The organism is Actinopolymorpha pittospori (assembly GCF_014873875.1).
In the GTDB taxonomy this organism is placed as follows: domain Bacteria; phylum Actinomycetota; class Actinomycetes; order Propionibacteriales; family Actinopolymorphaceae; genus Actinopolymorpha; species Actinopolymorpha pittospori.
The window spans coordinates 6,900,605-6,915,538 of sequence record NZ_JADBEM010000001.1 but is presented as its reverse complement, the minus strand read 5'-3'; the positions used below and the strand labels follow the sequence as shown (position 1 = coordinate 6,915,538).

Annotated in this window: 16 protein-coding genes; 4 read left to right on the top strand and 12 right to left on the bottom strand. The window is 68.6% G+C overall.

All coding sequences use genetic code 11. The features are described 5' to 3' along the window. The first annotated feature begins 9 nt into the window (after positions 1-9). A protein-coding gene (locus HEB94_RS32225; RefSeq protein ID WP_238361380.1) for an IS3 family transposase occupies positions 10-1,307 on the top strand; the annotation gives its coding sequence in 2 pieces (ribosomal slippage) (positions 10-301 and positions 301-1,307; 1,299 coding nt in all). Here the strand turns inward: HEB94_RS32225 and HEB94_RS32220 are convergent. Together HEB94_RS32220 and HEB94_RS53800 are read right to left on the bottom strand one after the other, a co-directional pair. Beyond that, a complete protein-coding gene (locus HEB94_RS32220; protein WP_192753353.1) occupies positions 1,252-1,872 on the bottom strand; it encodes a hypothetical protein in 621 nt (206 codons plus the stop codon). The genes HEB94_RS32225 and HEB94_RS32220 overlap by 56 nt on opposite strands. Beyond that, on the bottom strand, positions 1,862-3,631 hold the full coding sequence (locus HEB94_RS53800; protein WP_192753352.1) for an ATP-binding cassette domain-containing protein: 1,770 nt from the start codon (positions 3,629-3,631) through the stop codon (positions 1,862-1,864). Before HEB94_RS53800 ends, HEB94_RS32220 begins: the two co-directional genes overlap by 11 nt. Positions 3,632-3,902: 271 nt before the next feature. On the opposite strand from HEB94_RS53800, the gene HEB94_RS54865 reads away from it, so the two are divergent. Both HEB94_RS54865 and HEB94_RS32205 read left to right on the top strand, forming a co-directional pair. Continuing rightward, positions 3,903-4,232, top strand: a complete 330-nt coding sequence (locus tag HEB94_RS54865; protein WP_192753351.1) for a DUF3560 domain-containing protein — start codon at positions 3,903-3,905, stop codon at positions 4,230-4,232. 124 nt (positions 4,233-4,356) lie between these two features. Beyond that, complete coding sequence (locus tag HEB94_RS32205; protein ID WP_192753350.1) at positions 4,357-4,575, top strand: hypothetical protein; 219 nt, start codon at positions 4,357-4,359, stop codon at positions 4,573-4,575. Between the two features lie 119 nt (positions 4,576-4,694). Here HEB94_RS32205 and HEB94_RS32200 read toward each other — a convergent pair whose 3' ends face one another. Next, positions 4,695-4,970: a hypothetical protein gene (locus tag HEB94_RS32200; protein WP_192753349.1), complete on the bottom strand. Its 276-nt coding sequence runs from the start codon at positions 4,968-4,970 to the stop codon at positions 4,695-4,697. Positions 4,971-5,474: 504 nt separating this feature from the next. Between HEB94_RS32200 and HEB94_RS32195 the strand changes: the two genes are divergently transcribed. Continuing rightward, positions 5,475-6,230: an alpha/beta fold hydrolase gene (locus HEB94_RS32195; RefSeq protein WP_192753348.1), complete on the top strand. Its 756-nt coding sequence runs from the start codon at positions 5,475-5,477 to the stop codon at positions 6,228-6,230. 353 nt (positions 6,231-6,583) lie between these two features. Here the strand turns inward: HEB94_RS32195 and HEB94_RS32190 are convergent, their stop codons facing one another. The 9 genes from HEB94_RS32190 to HEB94_RS32150 form a co-directional block, all read right to left on the bottom strand. Beyond that, positions 6,584-6,967 carry a hypothetical protein gene (locus HEB94_RS32190; protein ID WP_192753347.1) on the bottom strand — a complete coding sequence of 128 codons (384 nt, stop codon included), beginning with the start codon at positions 6,965-6,967 and terminating at the stop codon, positions 6,584-6,586. Between the two features lie 148 nt (positions 6,968-7,115). After that, a complete protein-coding gene (locus HEB94_RS32185) occupies positions 7,116-7,718 on the bottom strand; it encodes a hypothetical protein (protein WP_192753346.1) in 603 nt (200 codons plus the stop codon). A 252-nt stretch (positions 7,719-7,970) separates the two neighbouring features. Further along, positions 7,971-8,510 (bottom strand): recombinase family protein, encoded by a 540-nt coding sequence (locus HEB94_RS49630; RefSeq protein ID WP_337918085.1) that lies wholly within the window; start codon positions 8,508-8,510, stop codon positions 7,971-7,973. Positions 8,511-8,854: 344 nt separating this feature from the next. Beyond that, positions 8,855-11,419 (bottom strand): hypothetical protein, encoded by a 2,565-nt coding sequence (locus tag HEB94_RS32175; RefSeq protein ID WP_192753345.1) that lies wholly within the window; start codon positions 11,417-11,419, stop codon positions 8,855-8,857. A gap of 56 nt (positions 11,420-11,475) precedes the next feature. After that, positions 11,476-12,756 carry a hypothetical protein gene (locus HEB94_RS32170; protein WP_192753344.1) on the bottom strand — a complete coding sequence of 427 codons (1,281 nt, stop codon included), beginning with the start codon at positions 12,754-12,756 and terminating at the stop codon, positions 11,476-11,478. Beyond that, entirely contained in the window at positions 12,653-13,627 is a 975-nt protein-coding gene (locus tag HEB94_RS32165) for a hypothetical protein (RefSeq protein ID WP_202896675.1), read from the bottom strand. Before HEB94_RS32165 ends, HEB94_RS32170 begins: the two co-directional genes overlap by 104 nt. Continuing rightward, the gene (locus tag HEB94_RS32160; protein WP_202896674.1) at positions 13,624-14,064 is read right to left on the bottom strand and encodes a hypothetical protein; all 441 of its coding nucleotides are present in this window, start codon (positions 14,062-14,064) and stop codon (positions 13,624-13,626) included. The genes HEB94_RS32165 and HEB94_RS32160 overlap by 4 nt, the downstream gene beginning before the upstream one ends. After that, positions 14,061-14,291, bottom strand: a complete 231-nt coding sequence (locus HEB94_RS32155) for a hypothetical protein (protein WP_192753343.1) — start codon at positions 14,289-14,291, stop codon at positions 14,061-14,063. Before HEB94_RS32155 ends, HEB94_RS32160 begins: the two co-directional genes overlap by 4 nt. Then, on the bottom strand, positions 14,288-14,824 hold the full coding sequence (locus tag HEB94_RS32150; protein ID WP_202896673.1) for a hypothetical protein: 537 nt from the start codon (positions 14,822-14,824) through the stop codon (positions 14,288-14,290). Before HEB94_RS32150 ends, HEB94_RS32155 begins: the two co-directional genes overlap by 4 nt. Positions 14,825-14,934: the final 110 nt, after the last annotated feature.

The following is a 14,934-nucleotide window of genomic DNA, read 5'->3' as shown; positions in this document are numbered from 1 at the left end:
ATGAGAGTCATGGCGGCACCGAGGAAGTACGGCGACGAGCTGCGTGAGCGGGCCACCCGGATGGCGGTGGAGGCGCGTAAGGACCCGGCGAGTCGGCCGGGTGCGATCGCTCGGATCGCGGAGCAGTTGGGGATGCATCCGGAGACGTTGCGTGGATGGGTGCGCCAAGCCGAGATCGACGGCGGGGTCCGGCCCGGCACGAGCAGCGACGAGTCCAAGCGGATCGCGGACCTGGAGCGAGAGAACCGTGAGCTGAAGCGAGCCAATGAGATCCTGCGAACGGCGTCGGCGTTTTTCGCGGCCGCGGAGCTCGACCGCAAGATCAAGTAAGCGTGCCGACAGCGGTGCTGGTCGACTACATCGACGCCCACCGCGACAGGTTCGGGGTCGAGCCGATCTGTGAAGTCCTGTCCTCTGGCGGGACCAAGATTGCCCCGAGCACCTACTACGCAGCCAAGACCAGACCGGCCTCGGCCAGAGCGATCCGAGACGCCGAACTGGTGCCCGTGATCCGTCAGGTCCACACCGACAACCTCGGTGTCTACGGCGCCCGCAAGGTCCACGCCGAGGTCAACCGGCAGGGCACCCTGGTCGCCCGGTGCACCGTCGAACGCCTGATGAAAGCCGAGGGGCTGGCCGGGATCAGGCGGGACAAGACCCGCAAGACCACGCTGAGCGAGGGCGCCGAGACCAAGCGTCCCGAGGATCTGGTCAAGCGTCAGTTCCTCGCCCAGGCTCCCAACCAGCTCTGGGTGGCGGACCTGACCTATGTCCGCACCCACTCGGGCTGGGTCTACGCCGCGTTCGTGCTCGACGTGTTCTCCCGCATGGTCCTGGGGTGGCAGGTGTCTACCTCACTGCGCACCGACCTGGCCCTGGATGGGCTCGACATGGGTCTGTGGGCCCGGCAGCGAGCCGGGCAGGACGTCACCGGGCTCACCCACCATTCAGACCGCGGAGTTCAATATCGAGCCATCCGCTACACCCAGCGGCTGGCCGAGGCCGAGGCCGTCGCCTCGGTTGGTTCCAAGGGCGATTCGTATGACAACGCGATGGCTGAGGCGTTCAACTCGCTGTTCAAGGCCGAGTGCATCCGCAACCCGGCCATGCGCCCCAGCGGGGGCTGGAAGTCCGTCGGTGACGTCGAGATCGCCGTCGCCGAGTACATCGACTGGTTCAACCACCGACGCCTCCACGGCGAGATCGGACTGATCCCGCCGGCAGAGTTCGAGGCCAACCACTGGGCCAGCCTCACGACCGAGCACTACCCTGAAACACCCGTCCCCGCAGCGGTCGGATCCAAGTAACCGAGTCTCCACGAAACCCGGGGCGCTTCAGGATCCGTGAGCCGACCAGTGACGGTACGGCCGTCAGGGTCAGCAGCAGGAGCCGAGGATCGACCAGCCCGGCCATCGTGAGCGTGATCACGGCCGCGGTGATGCTGTCCACGTTGTAGAGCAGGCTTGACAAGCCACCGCCAAGCCGGCCGCGGTTCTGCCGCAGGATCTGCACCTGGTCGGCGACATCAGCCCGTTCGAAGTGCTCGATCGACGGGATCTGGGCCGTGATGCGCGCGATCCGGCGGTCCAGGACGAACCCGATCCGCTCGGCCAGCGTCACGCGTGCCTCGGCCCCTGCCATGCCAAGCGACCAGCCGACCGCGAGCGTCGCCACGATGCTGACCACCGCGACCACGGCCTGGGTGCTGTCGCGGCGGATCGCCGCGTCGACCAGCAGGCCCGCCCACAAGGCGTTCAGCGCTGTCAGGCTGCTGGCCACGGTCGCCAGGCAGGCCAACGTCGCCCGGCCGGGCGCCTCCCGGAAGCTGGTCCCGAGCAGCAGCGCGATCGCGTGCCGGATGTCACCCAGCATCGGCCACCCCCACGGCGAACCGGCTGGCCTGCAGGGTGAACATCGTGGCGTAGCCACCGCCAGCCGTCATCAGCTCCTCGTGCGTACCGTCCTCGACGACGTGCGCGCCGTCCAGCAGCACGATCCGGTCGGCATGACGAACGCTGGACAACCGGTGGGACACCAGGATCGTGGTCACGCCGCGGGTCACCTCGAGGAACTGTTCGAACAGTTCGATCTCCGCGCGTACGTCGAGGCTCGCGGTCGGTTCGTCCAGGATCAGCAGCCCGGCACCTCGCTCGACGGCGACCAGTGCTCTAGCCAGCGCGACCCGCTGCCACTGACCACCGGACAGGTCAGTGCCGCCGTCGTACGCCGCCGCCAGTGGCGTGTCCAGGGTGGCGCCGAGTCGTGCGGCACCGGCCAGCCCAAGCGCCTTCTCCACCTCCCTGTCGTCGATGCCCGGAGCGCCGAGCGTCACGTTGTCGCGCAGGGAGAGCTCATATCGGCCGAACGACTGGAAGACTGCAGCAACCCGCCCGCCGGCCGGATCGGCGGGTTTGCCGTCTACCAGGACCGCGCCGGAGTCGGGCCGGTACAGGCCGGCCAGCAGCTTCGTCAACGTCGACTTCCCGGCACCGTTGACGCCGACAATGGCCAGCGATGAGCCCGGCTCAACCCTCAGATCCAGATGGTCGAGGATGGCCCGCTTGCTGCCTGGATAGTGGAACGTGACGTCACGCAGCTCGACTGCGCACGGCCCAGGGTCGGCGTCCTCGACCGGAGCGGCGGATGATTGTTCCAACCGGGTAGACAGGGTTCGCAACCGCGCGAGCGCGGTGCCGGCCTTGGCCACGCCGAGGCTGTCGTACTGCGCGCTGATCAACCCGTCCATTCCGGCGATGGCCTGTACGAAAACAGCGACCGCCGCCACCGAGATTGTGCCGGCCAGCGCCGCATGCGCGAGCCCTCCGACCACGACGACATGGACGGCGACCAACCCGAGCGTGCCGAGTGTCAGCAACCGCTGGACGCGGCCCCGTCGGCGCCAGACGGCCTCCATCGCCGCCAGCCAGACCGAACCGAACCGGAAGTCGAGCCAGCCTGCCAGGCCGAAGATCCGGACCTCCTTGGCCGCTGCCGGTTCGGCCAGCAGCTCGCGGTAGTACTCCGACCGGCGTCGGCTCGTCGCGATCGTCTCGCTCAGGTCGTCGGCGCTGACCTGCTCCCACCGGACGTACGCGACCAGCAGTCCCGCGTAACCCGCCACAAGCAGCAGAGGTGCCCACCAGGACAAGGCCAGAAGCACCACAGCGCTCACGACCCCGGTCAGCCGGACGGTCGAGGACTGCACGAAGCCCCTCAGGGCCCAGTAGTAGACGTTCTCCCGTGAGGCTTCGGACGCGGCGTCAATCTCGGCCATCACGGCCGGATCCTCCAAGTGGGCGACGGTCGCCGGACCGAGCACGGCGGTGGCCAGCCGGTCCTCGACCCAGGCAAGGAGCCGCTGTGACAGGCCCGCCTGAGCCGTCGCGGTCATCCAACGCGCGCCGGCCATCAGCAACGAGAAGACCACGAACCACGCTACGGCCATCAAGCCGCGCCGAGCCGAGTCCTGATCGCCGGTCACGACACCGGTGATCGCCTCGATCACCCGCCCACTGGCCACCATCAAAACGGCCGGGAGCAGGCCAGTGGCGAGCACGCCGACCGCGACGACCATGAACCGGCGGCGATCCGCCCGCCACAAAGCTTCCATGAACAAGCGATAGTGGCGCACTGCCGCCTCCGTATCGCTACCGTCCGCCAGGTCTGCAGCACCGTAGCCAGGCATCGGGGACCGGCTCAAACCATTTGACCATCCCACCTGGCGCGGTCAGCGCTTCGTCACGGGAGCAATGGCCTGCGTGGCGGCAACTAGGGACTGTGCATCTAACGGTGTTTCCGGCCCGACACGCTGAGCTGGTGGCTCGGCGGGGAAGGTACGGCGCAGGCCTTGCGCGAGGCAGGGTTTACGGTCGAGGTGTCGATCGACACGACCGTCGGGGACCGTGAGGAGGTCGAGGCGCGGCGGGCGCAGAGGGTCGAGGACCGGGCCGAGCGGTGCGGAGAGGGAGCAGGCCCGGGCGGATGCGCGGCATGCTGCTTACCGTCGGATTGCCGACCACATCCCTTTCGGTCAGCCGATCCTGGTCGGTCATGACTCGCAGCGGCGGGCAGAGCGGGACGCGGAGCGGATCCGTTCTCATATCGGCGCCAGCATCGAGCATCAGGAGCGCGCGGATCGGGTGTGGGCGGCGGCTAGGACGGCGGCCGCGGCGCCTGGGTCCCGGCACAACTCAGTGACGGTGGCTAATCGGATCCGGGCGGCTCGGGGCTGAGATTCGGCGGGGCGAGCGTGAGCTCGAGCGTTTCCAGCAGGCGCAGGGCGACCCGCAGAGCAGCTACCGCAGGGGGCTTCTGGACCGTCTGGCGATCGCTCGGGCCGACCTGGAGCACTGGCGGTTGGTTCGGGCCGAGCAGATCGGTGACGGTGTGGCGACCAACTACGGCCGGGAGAGCGTCACGTCGGGCGATCTGGTGAAGATCCGCGGGCACTGGCGCAAGGTGGTGCGGGCCAACGTCAAGACCGTGTCGGTGGAGACCGACTACTCCTGGACGGAGAAGGCACCGCGGCATGAGGTGCAGGACCACCGCGGCGCGACCGTCGAGGAGGACGACTAACCCACCGAGCTCAGCTCCGGCGGGCGGGATTGGCCCGCTGACCAGCGCGAAACGATGAAGGCCTCCAGCCTTCGGCGACGCTGCCGGACTGGAGGCCTTCGGCTTGCTGAGTTCAGGTCTTACAGCTGGCCCGACACCTCAGGGGGAGAGCACGGCGACCATTCGCCCGTCTCGGGATCCTGGAACAGCATCTCCGGGGCCGGTATCGCTGCTACGCAGCGCACGACGTAGGAAAGGTCTTCTCCCTGGGCCGCGCTGCTGGAGCCGTCGTCGAACTCCCATTCGGCTTGCCACCACCGGCCGGGCGCACCCAGGAGGTCGGTGTCGACGCGGCTGACCCGGACGATCAGTGCTGTCCTCCCGGTGACCTCGGGCAGCATCAGCGGTTGATTCATTGCGCCTCACCTCCGGATGGTTGTGTTGTCGACGTCGTGCAGGTGCCGTGCCCTTGGCGACGAGCTCGCGCAACAGCGCCGCCCGGACCCTTCAGGTCACCGTCCCGGCTCGCGGTCAGCGGGACTAGGTGACACATACCCTGAACCGGCTTGATCCGTACACCGAGCCGCGCGGTGGACCTGGTGTAGCCGGTCGGCTTGGAGCGCCCGGTTGATGGTGAGCTGCGCCGGCCCCGGGTGCCCGCCAGTCGCGGAGACGAGATCCGGGACCGGTACAGCCGGTCCCGGATGTCCTTCCCGGGCGTCTTCGGGACTGGCCGCCAGGACCGTGCCCGCGCCGTCGACGCCCTCGCCGCGGAGAACTCGGTTCGGCCCCTGCAACATCGGCGGCAGGATCTGGTGTGCGTCGTCACCGGACAGGTCTGTCTCGTCCACCAGGGACTCGTGATCGACAAGTCCGCGAGCCTTTCGAACCAGGTGAAGCGCGATCTAGCGTGCCGAGCCATGAACACGATCCTGCTCTTGCACGGTGTGATGGCGTCTGCTGTCAATTTCCAGCGCAACCAGCGCGACCTGGAAGACCTCGGATGGCGCGTCGTGAACCTGGATCTTCCCGGGCACGGTAGCCGTCGTCCCGCAGCCGGTTCTGCGGACTCCGTTGATGGCATGGCTCTGGACGTCGCGGCTCGACTTGACGATCGGGCTGCTCATCTGGTCGTCGGGCATTCGCTAGGAGCAATCGTTGGACTGCGCCTCGCGCGCTTGCGCCCAGACCTGGTTAGTGCCGTTGTCCTGGAGGATCCACCCGGCTTGGCCTCGATGGACCCTGCTCAGGTAGCCGTCGAAGTGAGTGTCGCTGCACAACGGGCGCGGAGTGACCCTGCTGGGGAGATAGCTGCGCTGCTGAGAAGCCGATCGTCTTGGTCCCGGGAAGCCGCGGAGGATGCCATTCGTAGCCGGGCGGACTTCGACGCTTCAACGATCAGCTGGTTCTTGACGACACAGCGTTGGGATCTCCCAGCTCTAGTCGCAGAGTGTCCAGGGCCCGTCCAGCTGATCGCCGCGACCGAACCCGACACCGCGTTGAAAGGGGTCGACCGGGAACGAGTCATCGCTTTGATCCCTCCCAACCGTGTCCGCATCGTCAAGAGCGCACACAGCATCCACCGCGATCGGCCCGCGCTCTGGCTGATCAGCGTGGTGAGCTTCGGAAACACGCTCGGTGTAGATCAGGCAAGGGTGTTGTCGCCGTGCGATTAGCCCGGCGGCTGCTCGACCACGGCTTGCCCACTATTTGCCCACCGCTGTGTGAAGTGACTGTCACCAACCATCGGCGGACATCTGCCTCGTCTTCCGAAGGGGGGAGCCGTCCGTCATGGGTTCCACTGTCACTGTCTGGGCCGTCTGGCCTGTTGTCTGTGTTGCCGCACGTGCTTGGTTACGTGCCTTCGGGGTGGGGGTTGACCCGTTTTGACGGACATCCAAGATCTAGGGCTACGACCGACCACGCAAGGTGCTGGGATGGCAAAACCAGCCGAGATCTTCATACGCGTCTGACCCATGTCGGCGGCCGCGGTCCACTCCCCGGCAGTGAGTCCGAACCACTGCCGAAGTCACTCACCATGGGCGGCGAGCATCCGAGGGTGCAGCCGACCGTCGAGCATCGCCTCCACCATCATGCTGACGGTGTCGTCCACTCGAGCTGCCGGCACGGCCTCCAGCAGGCCGGCACCGATGCCGGCGTACAGCACCTCGGCGATTCGGTGGCGGGTGAGCATGCGGGGGGAGGCGTAGTGCCGCGATCGGTACAGCCGATCCTGGATGTCCTCGCGCGACTCCTCCGGGCGGGCCGCCAGGATTGTGTCGCTCCCGTCGACCCGCTCGTTCCCCGCGGCGAATTCTGTCCGGACCTTGCAGCATCGGCGCCAGGAGTTGGTCGGTGAGCGCGGCGCGCCAGGTGCCGTCGCCCGCGTAGATTCCCGCCCGTCCGGTCTCACGTACGTGGTCGTGGATTGCCGTCACGGCGTCCTCCAAGGCCTGCGCCGCCCACCGGTCGGCACCTCGTACCCGTCGACGCCCTTCCCGTACCTGCGCTGCTGCCCCACGGCCGCATTGTGGATCGAACGAGACGTTCGATGAAAGGGTCTATGACCGTTCTCTCGTCTCCAGATCAAGATCGAAAGGCACCTCGTTGGGTGCGATGTCCCGGACCCGCAGCAGGCGGACGGCGTGCCGCCACCTCCGGCCCTGGTCGGTGGCGATGTCGGAGCGGATCTCCACCACGACCAGCGGGGCGACCTGGTGGTAGCCGGTCGGCTTGGACCGCCAGTTGACGGTGAGCTGGGCGGGCCACGGGTGCCCGCCGATCGCGGCGACGAGCAGTGGCGCGACCGCCGCGGCCTGCGCGTCGGTCAGGTGGGTCGTCCGGCCCGCGTAGTGGAGGCGTCCGGTGTCAGAGACGTACCGGCCGAGGAGCAGTGCCGCCGGCCGGTGGAGGCTGCCGGTGGCCCCGCCGATCACGGCGTCGGTGGTCTGCCGCGACTTGTACTTCAGCCACACCCGCGCACCGGAGACGTACGGGCGAGCACGTCGAAGACGACCAGGTGGACAGGCTCGCTCGCGGGCGTGACGGCGCTGGGCGTAGCGGCGCTGCAGACGGTTGAAGTCGAGCCGGCCGCGGCACCAGAGGACGATCTCGCCGTCGACGGCGCCAGCCCATCGAACGATTTCCGTTCGGGCTGTGCCCAAGGCAATGACCCGACCACCTTGGAGTTGCCCGCGGTGTAGGAGACCTGATGCTCCCGTATCAAAATCCGCACACTTGTCTATCGAGTGTGCGGCTTATGACACGAGGTGGCAAGCTCCTCTGGCCAGGGGTATTGGGCGGTGACGGGTTGGAGGGCCGGGGGGCGTCGACCGGTACGCCGGTCACCTTGTGCCAAAACTCTGCCCACTCGAACGCCGCCAACCTGCCCACACCCCACACCCGCCGCAGGTGGGTTAGGAGGGGCGCGAAGTTGTCGTAGGGGTCGGGGCGGTCTCGACCGTGTCGCCGGCGGCGGCGGTTACCGCGTCCGGGCCGGTCACCTGCCGCTGCACCAGGACGTATCCATTTGACCATTGGTCCATCGCGTCGCCGAACACGTCCCAGTCCTGCCAGCCCACGCCGCGGCGGCGTACCGTGTCCAGGAACTGGCCGCGGCCGGTGGAGTGGGGTGCCGGCCTCGGTGGGCAGGGCGTAGCGGCGGTCCGCCGGGTCACCACGCGTCTCGACGTGGCCGACCGGCTCGCCGACGCGCCGCCAGCAGACGCGCGCCTCACGCCGCCACTGCCTGGCGTGCCGTCCGACCGTGCGACGGCGTTTACGCCGCCGAGGCGCTGCGACCGTTGGGCGGGAAGGACGACACCCAGGGAGAGCCTGATGCCGCGCTCGGCGAGGGAGTCGCCGATGTCACGGGCATCGGGGACGGTGCGGGCGAGCCGGTCGAGTTTCGATACGACGAGAGTGTCGCCGTCCCGGACCGCTGCCGGCGACGGCACCTGGCGCGGCGCCGCAACTGACCAACTGCTCGCCCCGATGCTGCAGGGCCCGGACCGCGGGCCCACCGACGACGCCACGATCGCCGACGCCAGAACGGGGCCGCGCGCTCGTCACCCTCAAGGAGTACGCGCCGGTCATCGCGTGGGAGGACGAGGGACACTTCGTCTTCCTCGCGTACGACGCATCACAAGAAGAAGGTCGCGATCGTACGCTGCGATCTCGATGGTCGATGCGAGCTCGCCACCGAACCCCGGCCCACCCCCGTCGGAGCGGACCCTCTTCCCTATCAGGTGATGGGCATCTATGAACCGTAGAGCCGCGTAGCCACCCAGCGGCATCCCGGTCAGTGCTTCGTTCTCACATACAGCGGGTCTGCGGTCAGGATCGGACCCGCCTGGTCAACTGGCTGCCGGGCCCCCACGGCGTCGACGATCTCGATCACCTGTCCGCTGTCGAGCCCGAGCCCGAGGGCGCCCCATGAGGCGCGACCGCTCCCGTGCGGGTATCGCCAGCCGACGTGGACGTCGTCGTCGGCGCCGGTGAACGTCGCCCACCACAGGTTGCCGGCGCCTCGGATCAGACCGGCGGGTGCACGACCGTCGATCAGCCGCACGAGTTCGGTGTAGGCGGCATAGGCGGGCTTGGGGAATCCCCAGAAGTCACGGGATCCGAAGTGATGCTCGGGATAGGTACGGTCCGAGCCGCCGTCCTGGTAGTTGTACCAGAACACCTTGTCTGCTCCCAGTTGCGAGCCGAGCACGTGAATCTTGACAAGATAGCCGACCTCCGCGCGGCGGGACAGGCCTGTGACCGGTGAACGTGTCGCCGGATCGTTTCGGTCGCCGTAGCCGAACCATCCGCCGGGATAGTTGCCGGCGTGCGGGGCACCGACCTCGGTGAGCCAGATCGGCAGACGCACGCCGGTGCGCGCCATCTCCGCGTGCACGAAGTCCATCAGTGACCGCATCCACGTCTCGGGGCTCGCGAAGTCCGGCCACGCGTACGGGTGCAGGGAGAGGACGTCGAACTTCGTCGCGGCGCTGCTCTGCAGGAAAGCGGTGACGTCGCCCCGCCGGGAGTTCGGTTCGGCCACCTGGTAGATCCACTTCGCGGCCTGGCCCGCCTCGTCGGCGGCGCGGCGGGCGGCCGACACCTTGGCGTCGAGATTCGACCAGTAGTGCGCGCCCTCGTGGAAGGCGGACCTGAGATTCTCCTCGATGCCGAGTTCCCAGTACTCAACCGTCTGGTCGGCGCGCAGGTGATCCCGGAGTCGACGCTGGAGGGTGTCGAGCTCCTCTTGTGTCAACGGAGACTTGTCACCGTTCGTCGCGGCGTCCCAGTCCCCACCACTGACGAGAGGGAGTTCGAGGAGTCCGGCCGCACGCCGGGCCTGGATGGTGGAGTGCCAGGCATCGGCGTCGAAGGTTCCGGTCTGCCAACTGGTGTTCTTGCTCCACCCGCCAAGGTAGGGGTCCTTGATGTCGTTGTGCACCATCCCGCACGTCGAGCCGGGATTGACCGCCCGTTGCGCGAGGCTGCGGAGCTCGGTCACCGTGAAGCCGTACTCTCGGCGCTCGCCCGGGAGGTGATCGGCGAACGCGACCTCGGGTCCGGCGGCGAACTCCAGCCCGTAGTAGCCCGGACCTAGGTTGGCCGGTGAGTTCACCTGGTTGACCGTGCCCGCGCTGAGGGCGAGGTCGTCGGTGAGGCGCTGACCACGGAAGTCCTTCCAGCGCGCGACGAGAGCTGGATCCGGAAGGCTCAGGCCAGTGCGGGTCGCTCCCGTCAGCGACAGCTCGGTCAGGTTGAGCTTGTACGGCGTGAACATCCGTGCCAGGACTCTGGTCGCCACCACCGGTTCGGCGAGGACGAGTTGGGCGGTCACCAGGCCGCCGGCCGTGGTGAGCCTGGCCTCCTTCGTGGTGGTCGCGCCGCCCTCGTCGACGAGGGTCACCGTGCATCCGGAGAAGTCGTACTCGCCGTTCATGTTGAACGCGTTCAGCGTCACCGAGCTCACGCTGGTCGACGGCAGGCTGAGCGCCAGGTCGACGTAGCGCAGGTCCTCTGGCGTTCCCCAGAAGTCGAACAGCACGCCGACGTCCGGCACGTAGTCGGTCCGACCGTCCGTCAGCAGGGTCCGCGCCTGGTCGAGGTAGCGAGTGGCGAACGGCTGCGTCCCCGGGGTGAGGGTCAGTTCACCCAGCAGGTGGGTGACATCGCCGAAGGCCACGACGTCGGGCGTGACCTCGACCACGAACGGCTGTCCTGGCGCGTGCACGTGGAATTCGGTGGGATCCGTCACGGCGAGATTGACAATCCCGTGGGCCGCTCCGATGACTTCGAACTCGGTGAGCACGAGTCGTTTCGCGGTCGTCACCCGGACGACCAGACTCCGCACGGTGCGCGGGAACGGCGGGACCGCGGTCACGGTCACGAATCCCGCTCGCGCTCGCCCGATTCGAGCTGCGACCTGGTTGATGGTGCCGTCCAGTGCGACGAAAGAGACCGTGCAGCCACGAACCTCGAACTCCTCGCTCGGCACGGCGAAACTGAGGCGAACCGTGCGGACGTCCGCGGGCGCGACGAACGTGCTGTCGAGGTCGACATAGCGGTCGTCGGCGGGCGTCGACTCGTCGAAGTCGTACGAGACGCCGTCGGCCGCGTCGTTCGTGTTGCCGTCGGTGAGCAGCGCCCAGGCACGATCGACGTTGGCGCTGGCGGACGGCTCGCCGCCCGGAGTCAGCAGCAGCGAACTGAGTGCGAAGGTGATGTCACCGAAGGTCCAGGACTTCGTTGCTGCCGCCTCGGCGCGGGCGGCCAGGTTCGGCAGTCCACTCACCGCCACGGCACCGACCGTCAGGACGCCGGTGTGCTGGAGCAGTGCTCTTCGTGAGATCTCGCGCGGCATTCGTCGCCTTCCCTGGCTGCCAAGTGACACAGAACGTCTCAGCTGCACGCGAAACCTCAGCCTGTCTGGGCGACCATGACCCAGCTGACCTGGATGTTGGGGCTGCGGGTGGGTGTGAGGGTGAGCGTGAGCTCGCCGTCGGGGGTCGACCTGATGCCGGCCGCGTCCTTGGAGACCACGACCTGCCCGCCGTCCGCCTGGATGGTTCGGCGCTGGTCGTCCAGCCACGGCTGACCGGGCCGAAACCAGTCGTAGGTCACGGCCGGCTCAGCAGCTGGTGCTGGCTGGTCGGCGTTCGCCGCACTGGGGACGAAGGCGGCGGTCAACGCCGCCAGGAGCAGCGCGGTCACCAGGCCGCACGCGCGCACGGTCCTGCTCATCCTCATCGACCTCTCCTCGCGGCAACGCCCAGAGGCTGGTGGCGGTTGGGCCCATGGAAGAAGGTCGTCCGCCCGGCAGGAGAGAGCAACACCGAGGTCCGTGACCGGCCACGATCCACGCGGGGAATATTTCTGCGTGGCCTCGATGGTGCCGCTGCGGTCAGGCCTCGGACGGTCCTGGCTGCCAGCCGATGCGTCCATCCGTCGGCGCGGCGGATCAGTTCCCACATGAAGGAGGCCTTCGCCTCGACGTACGCCTCGTGGTCGTGGCTGTGCTTGGCGGCGCATTGCCGCTTGACGGCGGCCGCGGCCGCCGTCTGCGACCTCGCCCAGGAGGCGCCGGCATGCGTCGGGGACGGTCCGTCCCAGGGTGTCGTCGGGGTGCAGGTGTCCTGCGGCCAGCTCGTCGAGGTTGGGCGCCGGGGTGACCTCCCAGCGCAGCACGTGGCCTTCTCCGGTGGAGCGTTTCTTTCCGATGCTTGCGATCGGCTCCATGAGCTCACGAACCCGGGCGACGTCGCCGACGGCGTGCCAGGTCACCGAGGAGCAGGGGGTCACCAGAAGCGGCATGCGCCGGGCCCGGTAGCGGCCCTGCCGGCCCGAGACGGTCTTGGGTAGCCCGGTGGCGACCTGCTCGAGGGCGCGGGCGTCGACGCGCCCGGTCCAGGTGTGCACATCGACCCGGCCGTGGTCCTGATCGGGGTGGGCGCAGGTCGCGGCCCAGTGCCACGGACCCTCCTTCGGCTGACACCGCGCCAGCGGCAGATCGAGGTCGGGCGGGTTGTCGGTCTCCAGCGCCCGGACGTAGCCGCGGCCAGCGGCTCGGCAGGAGGCCTTCTGTTCGGCCCACAGCTCAGACGCCAGCAGCCCATCGAGGGCGATCCCCCACGGCGCCGCCTGCGCGATCCCCGCGGCCAGGTAGGCCCGGACCCGCATCGCCACCATGCTCCCGGTCATGCCAGACCCGCCAGCAGTCGAGGATGTCGTCACGGTGGTCGGCGACGAACTCGCGCCAGTCGATGTCGACAGTGAGCGCCGCGTAGGGTTGCAGGTCGACCATGACCATGCCGTGTCCGATCCCCACCCGGCCACCAAGGCGGCCGTCGACGGTGAAGCCTGTCAAGACGTCGCGGAAGAAGGCCACCTCGAGCGGGCTGGGCCGGCGCAGCCTCAACCAGGTGCTGAACACCGTCCCGACCGGGAAGGTCTCCAGGTGGAACAGCATCTGGTTCCCGCCCCGCACGACCGGGGTAGGCCTGCCAGCGTCGTCGAAGAGCATCTGGGCATCGGAGTTGACTCCGCCGATGACGCCGGCGAAGTCGTGTCCACCCGTGTCGTCCTGGCGGGTGTAGCCCTCCAGCTGGGTCGCGGTGAACGCCGACCGTTGGGTGTCCACCCCGGTGATGTGTCGGGTCTCATGCACGTGGGGGACGACCTTGCCGACATCGAGTGCCCCGTTGATGATGGTGCCGCCACCGGCCGCGCCGAACACCCCGATCTGAGGGACGAGCTCGCGCAACCTCTGCAGCCGGCTGCCTGACAGCGGCTCGTGGCTGGTCTTAGCCAGAGACCCGCCGCCACGCAGCGCGTGGGCGGCCGCGGGGTGCAGCAGCCCCTCGTACCCCACCGCGTCGCGCAGCAACTCCTCCCCCAACCGCCGCAGCCGCCCACGCAGCGTGTTGCCGGAGACGATCGGCACGTGCACCAGAGCACCGTCTGGGGTTGCGACGAGTTCGCGCCGTAGCAGCGTGATCGTCCCCCTCGTCTCCCCACCGTGAGCGATCGACGAGGCAGCCGTCAGGGTCCCCGTCCAGGTGACAGTCCTCATCGCTCCACACCCGCAGGGGCTTTGGCGGCGTCGGTCCGAGCCTGGCGAACCGCGTCGGCGACGATCCGCGTGCGCAACAGCAGCGCCTGCGTCTCGAACCGCAGCACCTCCAACACAGGCAACGCCTCGGCACGCAGCAGCTGCTCGAGCTCGGCGCGCTCGGCCGCAGTCCGCGGCTGGGATCCCAGGTCGTCGGCGACGTCACGCCACCACCGGCGTAGGTTCGGCGACCGGTACGTCGCGCAGATCACGCGGTCCGGCAGCAGACTGTCCCAATACGTCGTGCGGTACCGAGTCACCCACCCGCTCGACCAGTCGATCCCGTAGTGGACCAGCAGCAGCAGCCGCTCGGCGACGCCGGCCGGCCCATCAAGTGGCGGCATGAACGGCGCAGTCGTCGACAGCCACCTCGACGTCGGCGTCATGGCGGCGCTCACAGCGACACCGTGTACGTCGGTAGACCCATGAACGCCGGCGCCCGTAGCAAACACCGCGGGCACTGCACCGCGGCCGGGTGCTCCTCCACCTCCCCTGCCACGGCTCGGCCGCACAATGTTGCCGCCGGCAGCTCGTCGGGCCGGGTACCCGGCAGCGCAGGGCTGGCGACGATCAGGTGAGTCAAACCGTTGTCGGTGGCAGTGACACTGCGAAACGGGATGCTCATCGGGCTCCTTTCGCGGTGGGCGTGGTGACATGCAAGGCGAGCGGGAGCCACGGGTTGTCCGGTGCCCGCCAGAAGGCCAGCTGCTCCCATCCCTGCAGCGCCCAGGACCACTGCGCGGGCCGAAGGGTCTTCATCACCCGGAACGGCGGTGCCGGCTCCTCGAGCATTCGGCTGCCGAACCCGAGCCCGCGCAACGTGACTAGCACCCTCAGCCGCTCGGCGTCCTGATCGCTCCAGGGCAACTGAGCATCATCGATGCTCACCCGCCCCCAGCAGGCCGTGGGAAGGATGTGCTTGCGGCCCGGACGCAACGGCACCACCAGCGCAAGGTCTGAGCCGAGGGCACCGCTTCGCAGCAACACGTCGGCCTCGCCGCGGGCCAGCTGCTGCATCGTGGCTGGATCGCGAGTGACCAGGTGGGGCACCGAGCGGAGCGCCGGCGTGGAGTAGGCCCAGGCGCAGGCCTGACACAGCCCCCGCCCGGCAGAGTTGGCCCACCCGTCGAAGCCGGTGAACTGCTTGGAGATCCTCAAGCGGGCAGGGACGAGGTCACCGAAGGCTGCGCACCGGGCGCAGGTCCCTGTGGTGGTCGAGGTCGCCGGCGGAGCGCCAGTGCCAATCCAGGCGGCGGTGAGCACGTTCA

Bases quoted from the DNA above. Each gene is read 5' to 3' on its own strand.
- HEB94_RS32195 (WP_192753348.1), top strand. From the start codon at position 5,475: ATGAACACGATCCTGCTCTTGCACGGTGTGATGGCGTCTGCTGTCAAT.
- HEB94_RS32165 (WP_202896675.1), bottom strand. From the start codon at position 13,627: ATGAGGACTGTCACCTGGACGGGGACCCTGACGGCTGCCTCGTCGATC.
- HEB94_RS32175 (WP_192753345.1), bottom strand. From the start codon at position 11,419: ATGCCGCGCGAGATCTCACGAAGAGCACTGCTCCAGCACACCGGCGTC.
- HEB94_RS32200 (WP_192753349.1), bottom strand. From the start codon at position 4,970: ATGAATCAACCGCTGATGCTGCCCGAGGTCACCGGGAGGACAGCACTG.
- HEB94_RS32170 (WP_192753344.1), bottom strand. From the start codon at position 12,756: ATGACCGGGAGCATGGTGGCGATGCGGGTCCGGGCCTACCTGGCCGCG.
- HEB94_RS32220 (WP_192753353.1), bottom strand. From the start codon at position 1,872: ATGCTGGGTGACATCCGGCACGCGATCGCGCTGCTGCTCGGGACCAGC.
- HEB94_RS32155 (WP_192753343.1), bottom strand. From the start codon at position 14,291: ATGAGCATCCCGTTTCGCAGTGTCACTGCCACCGACAACGGTTTGACT.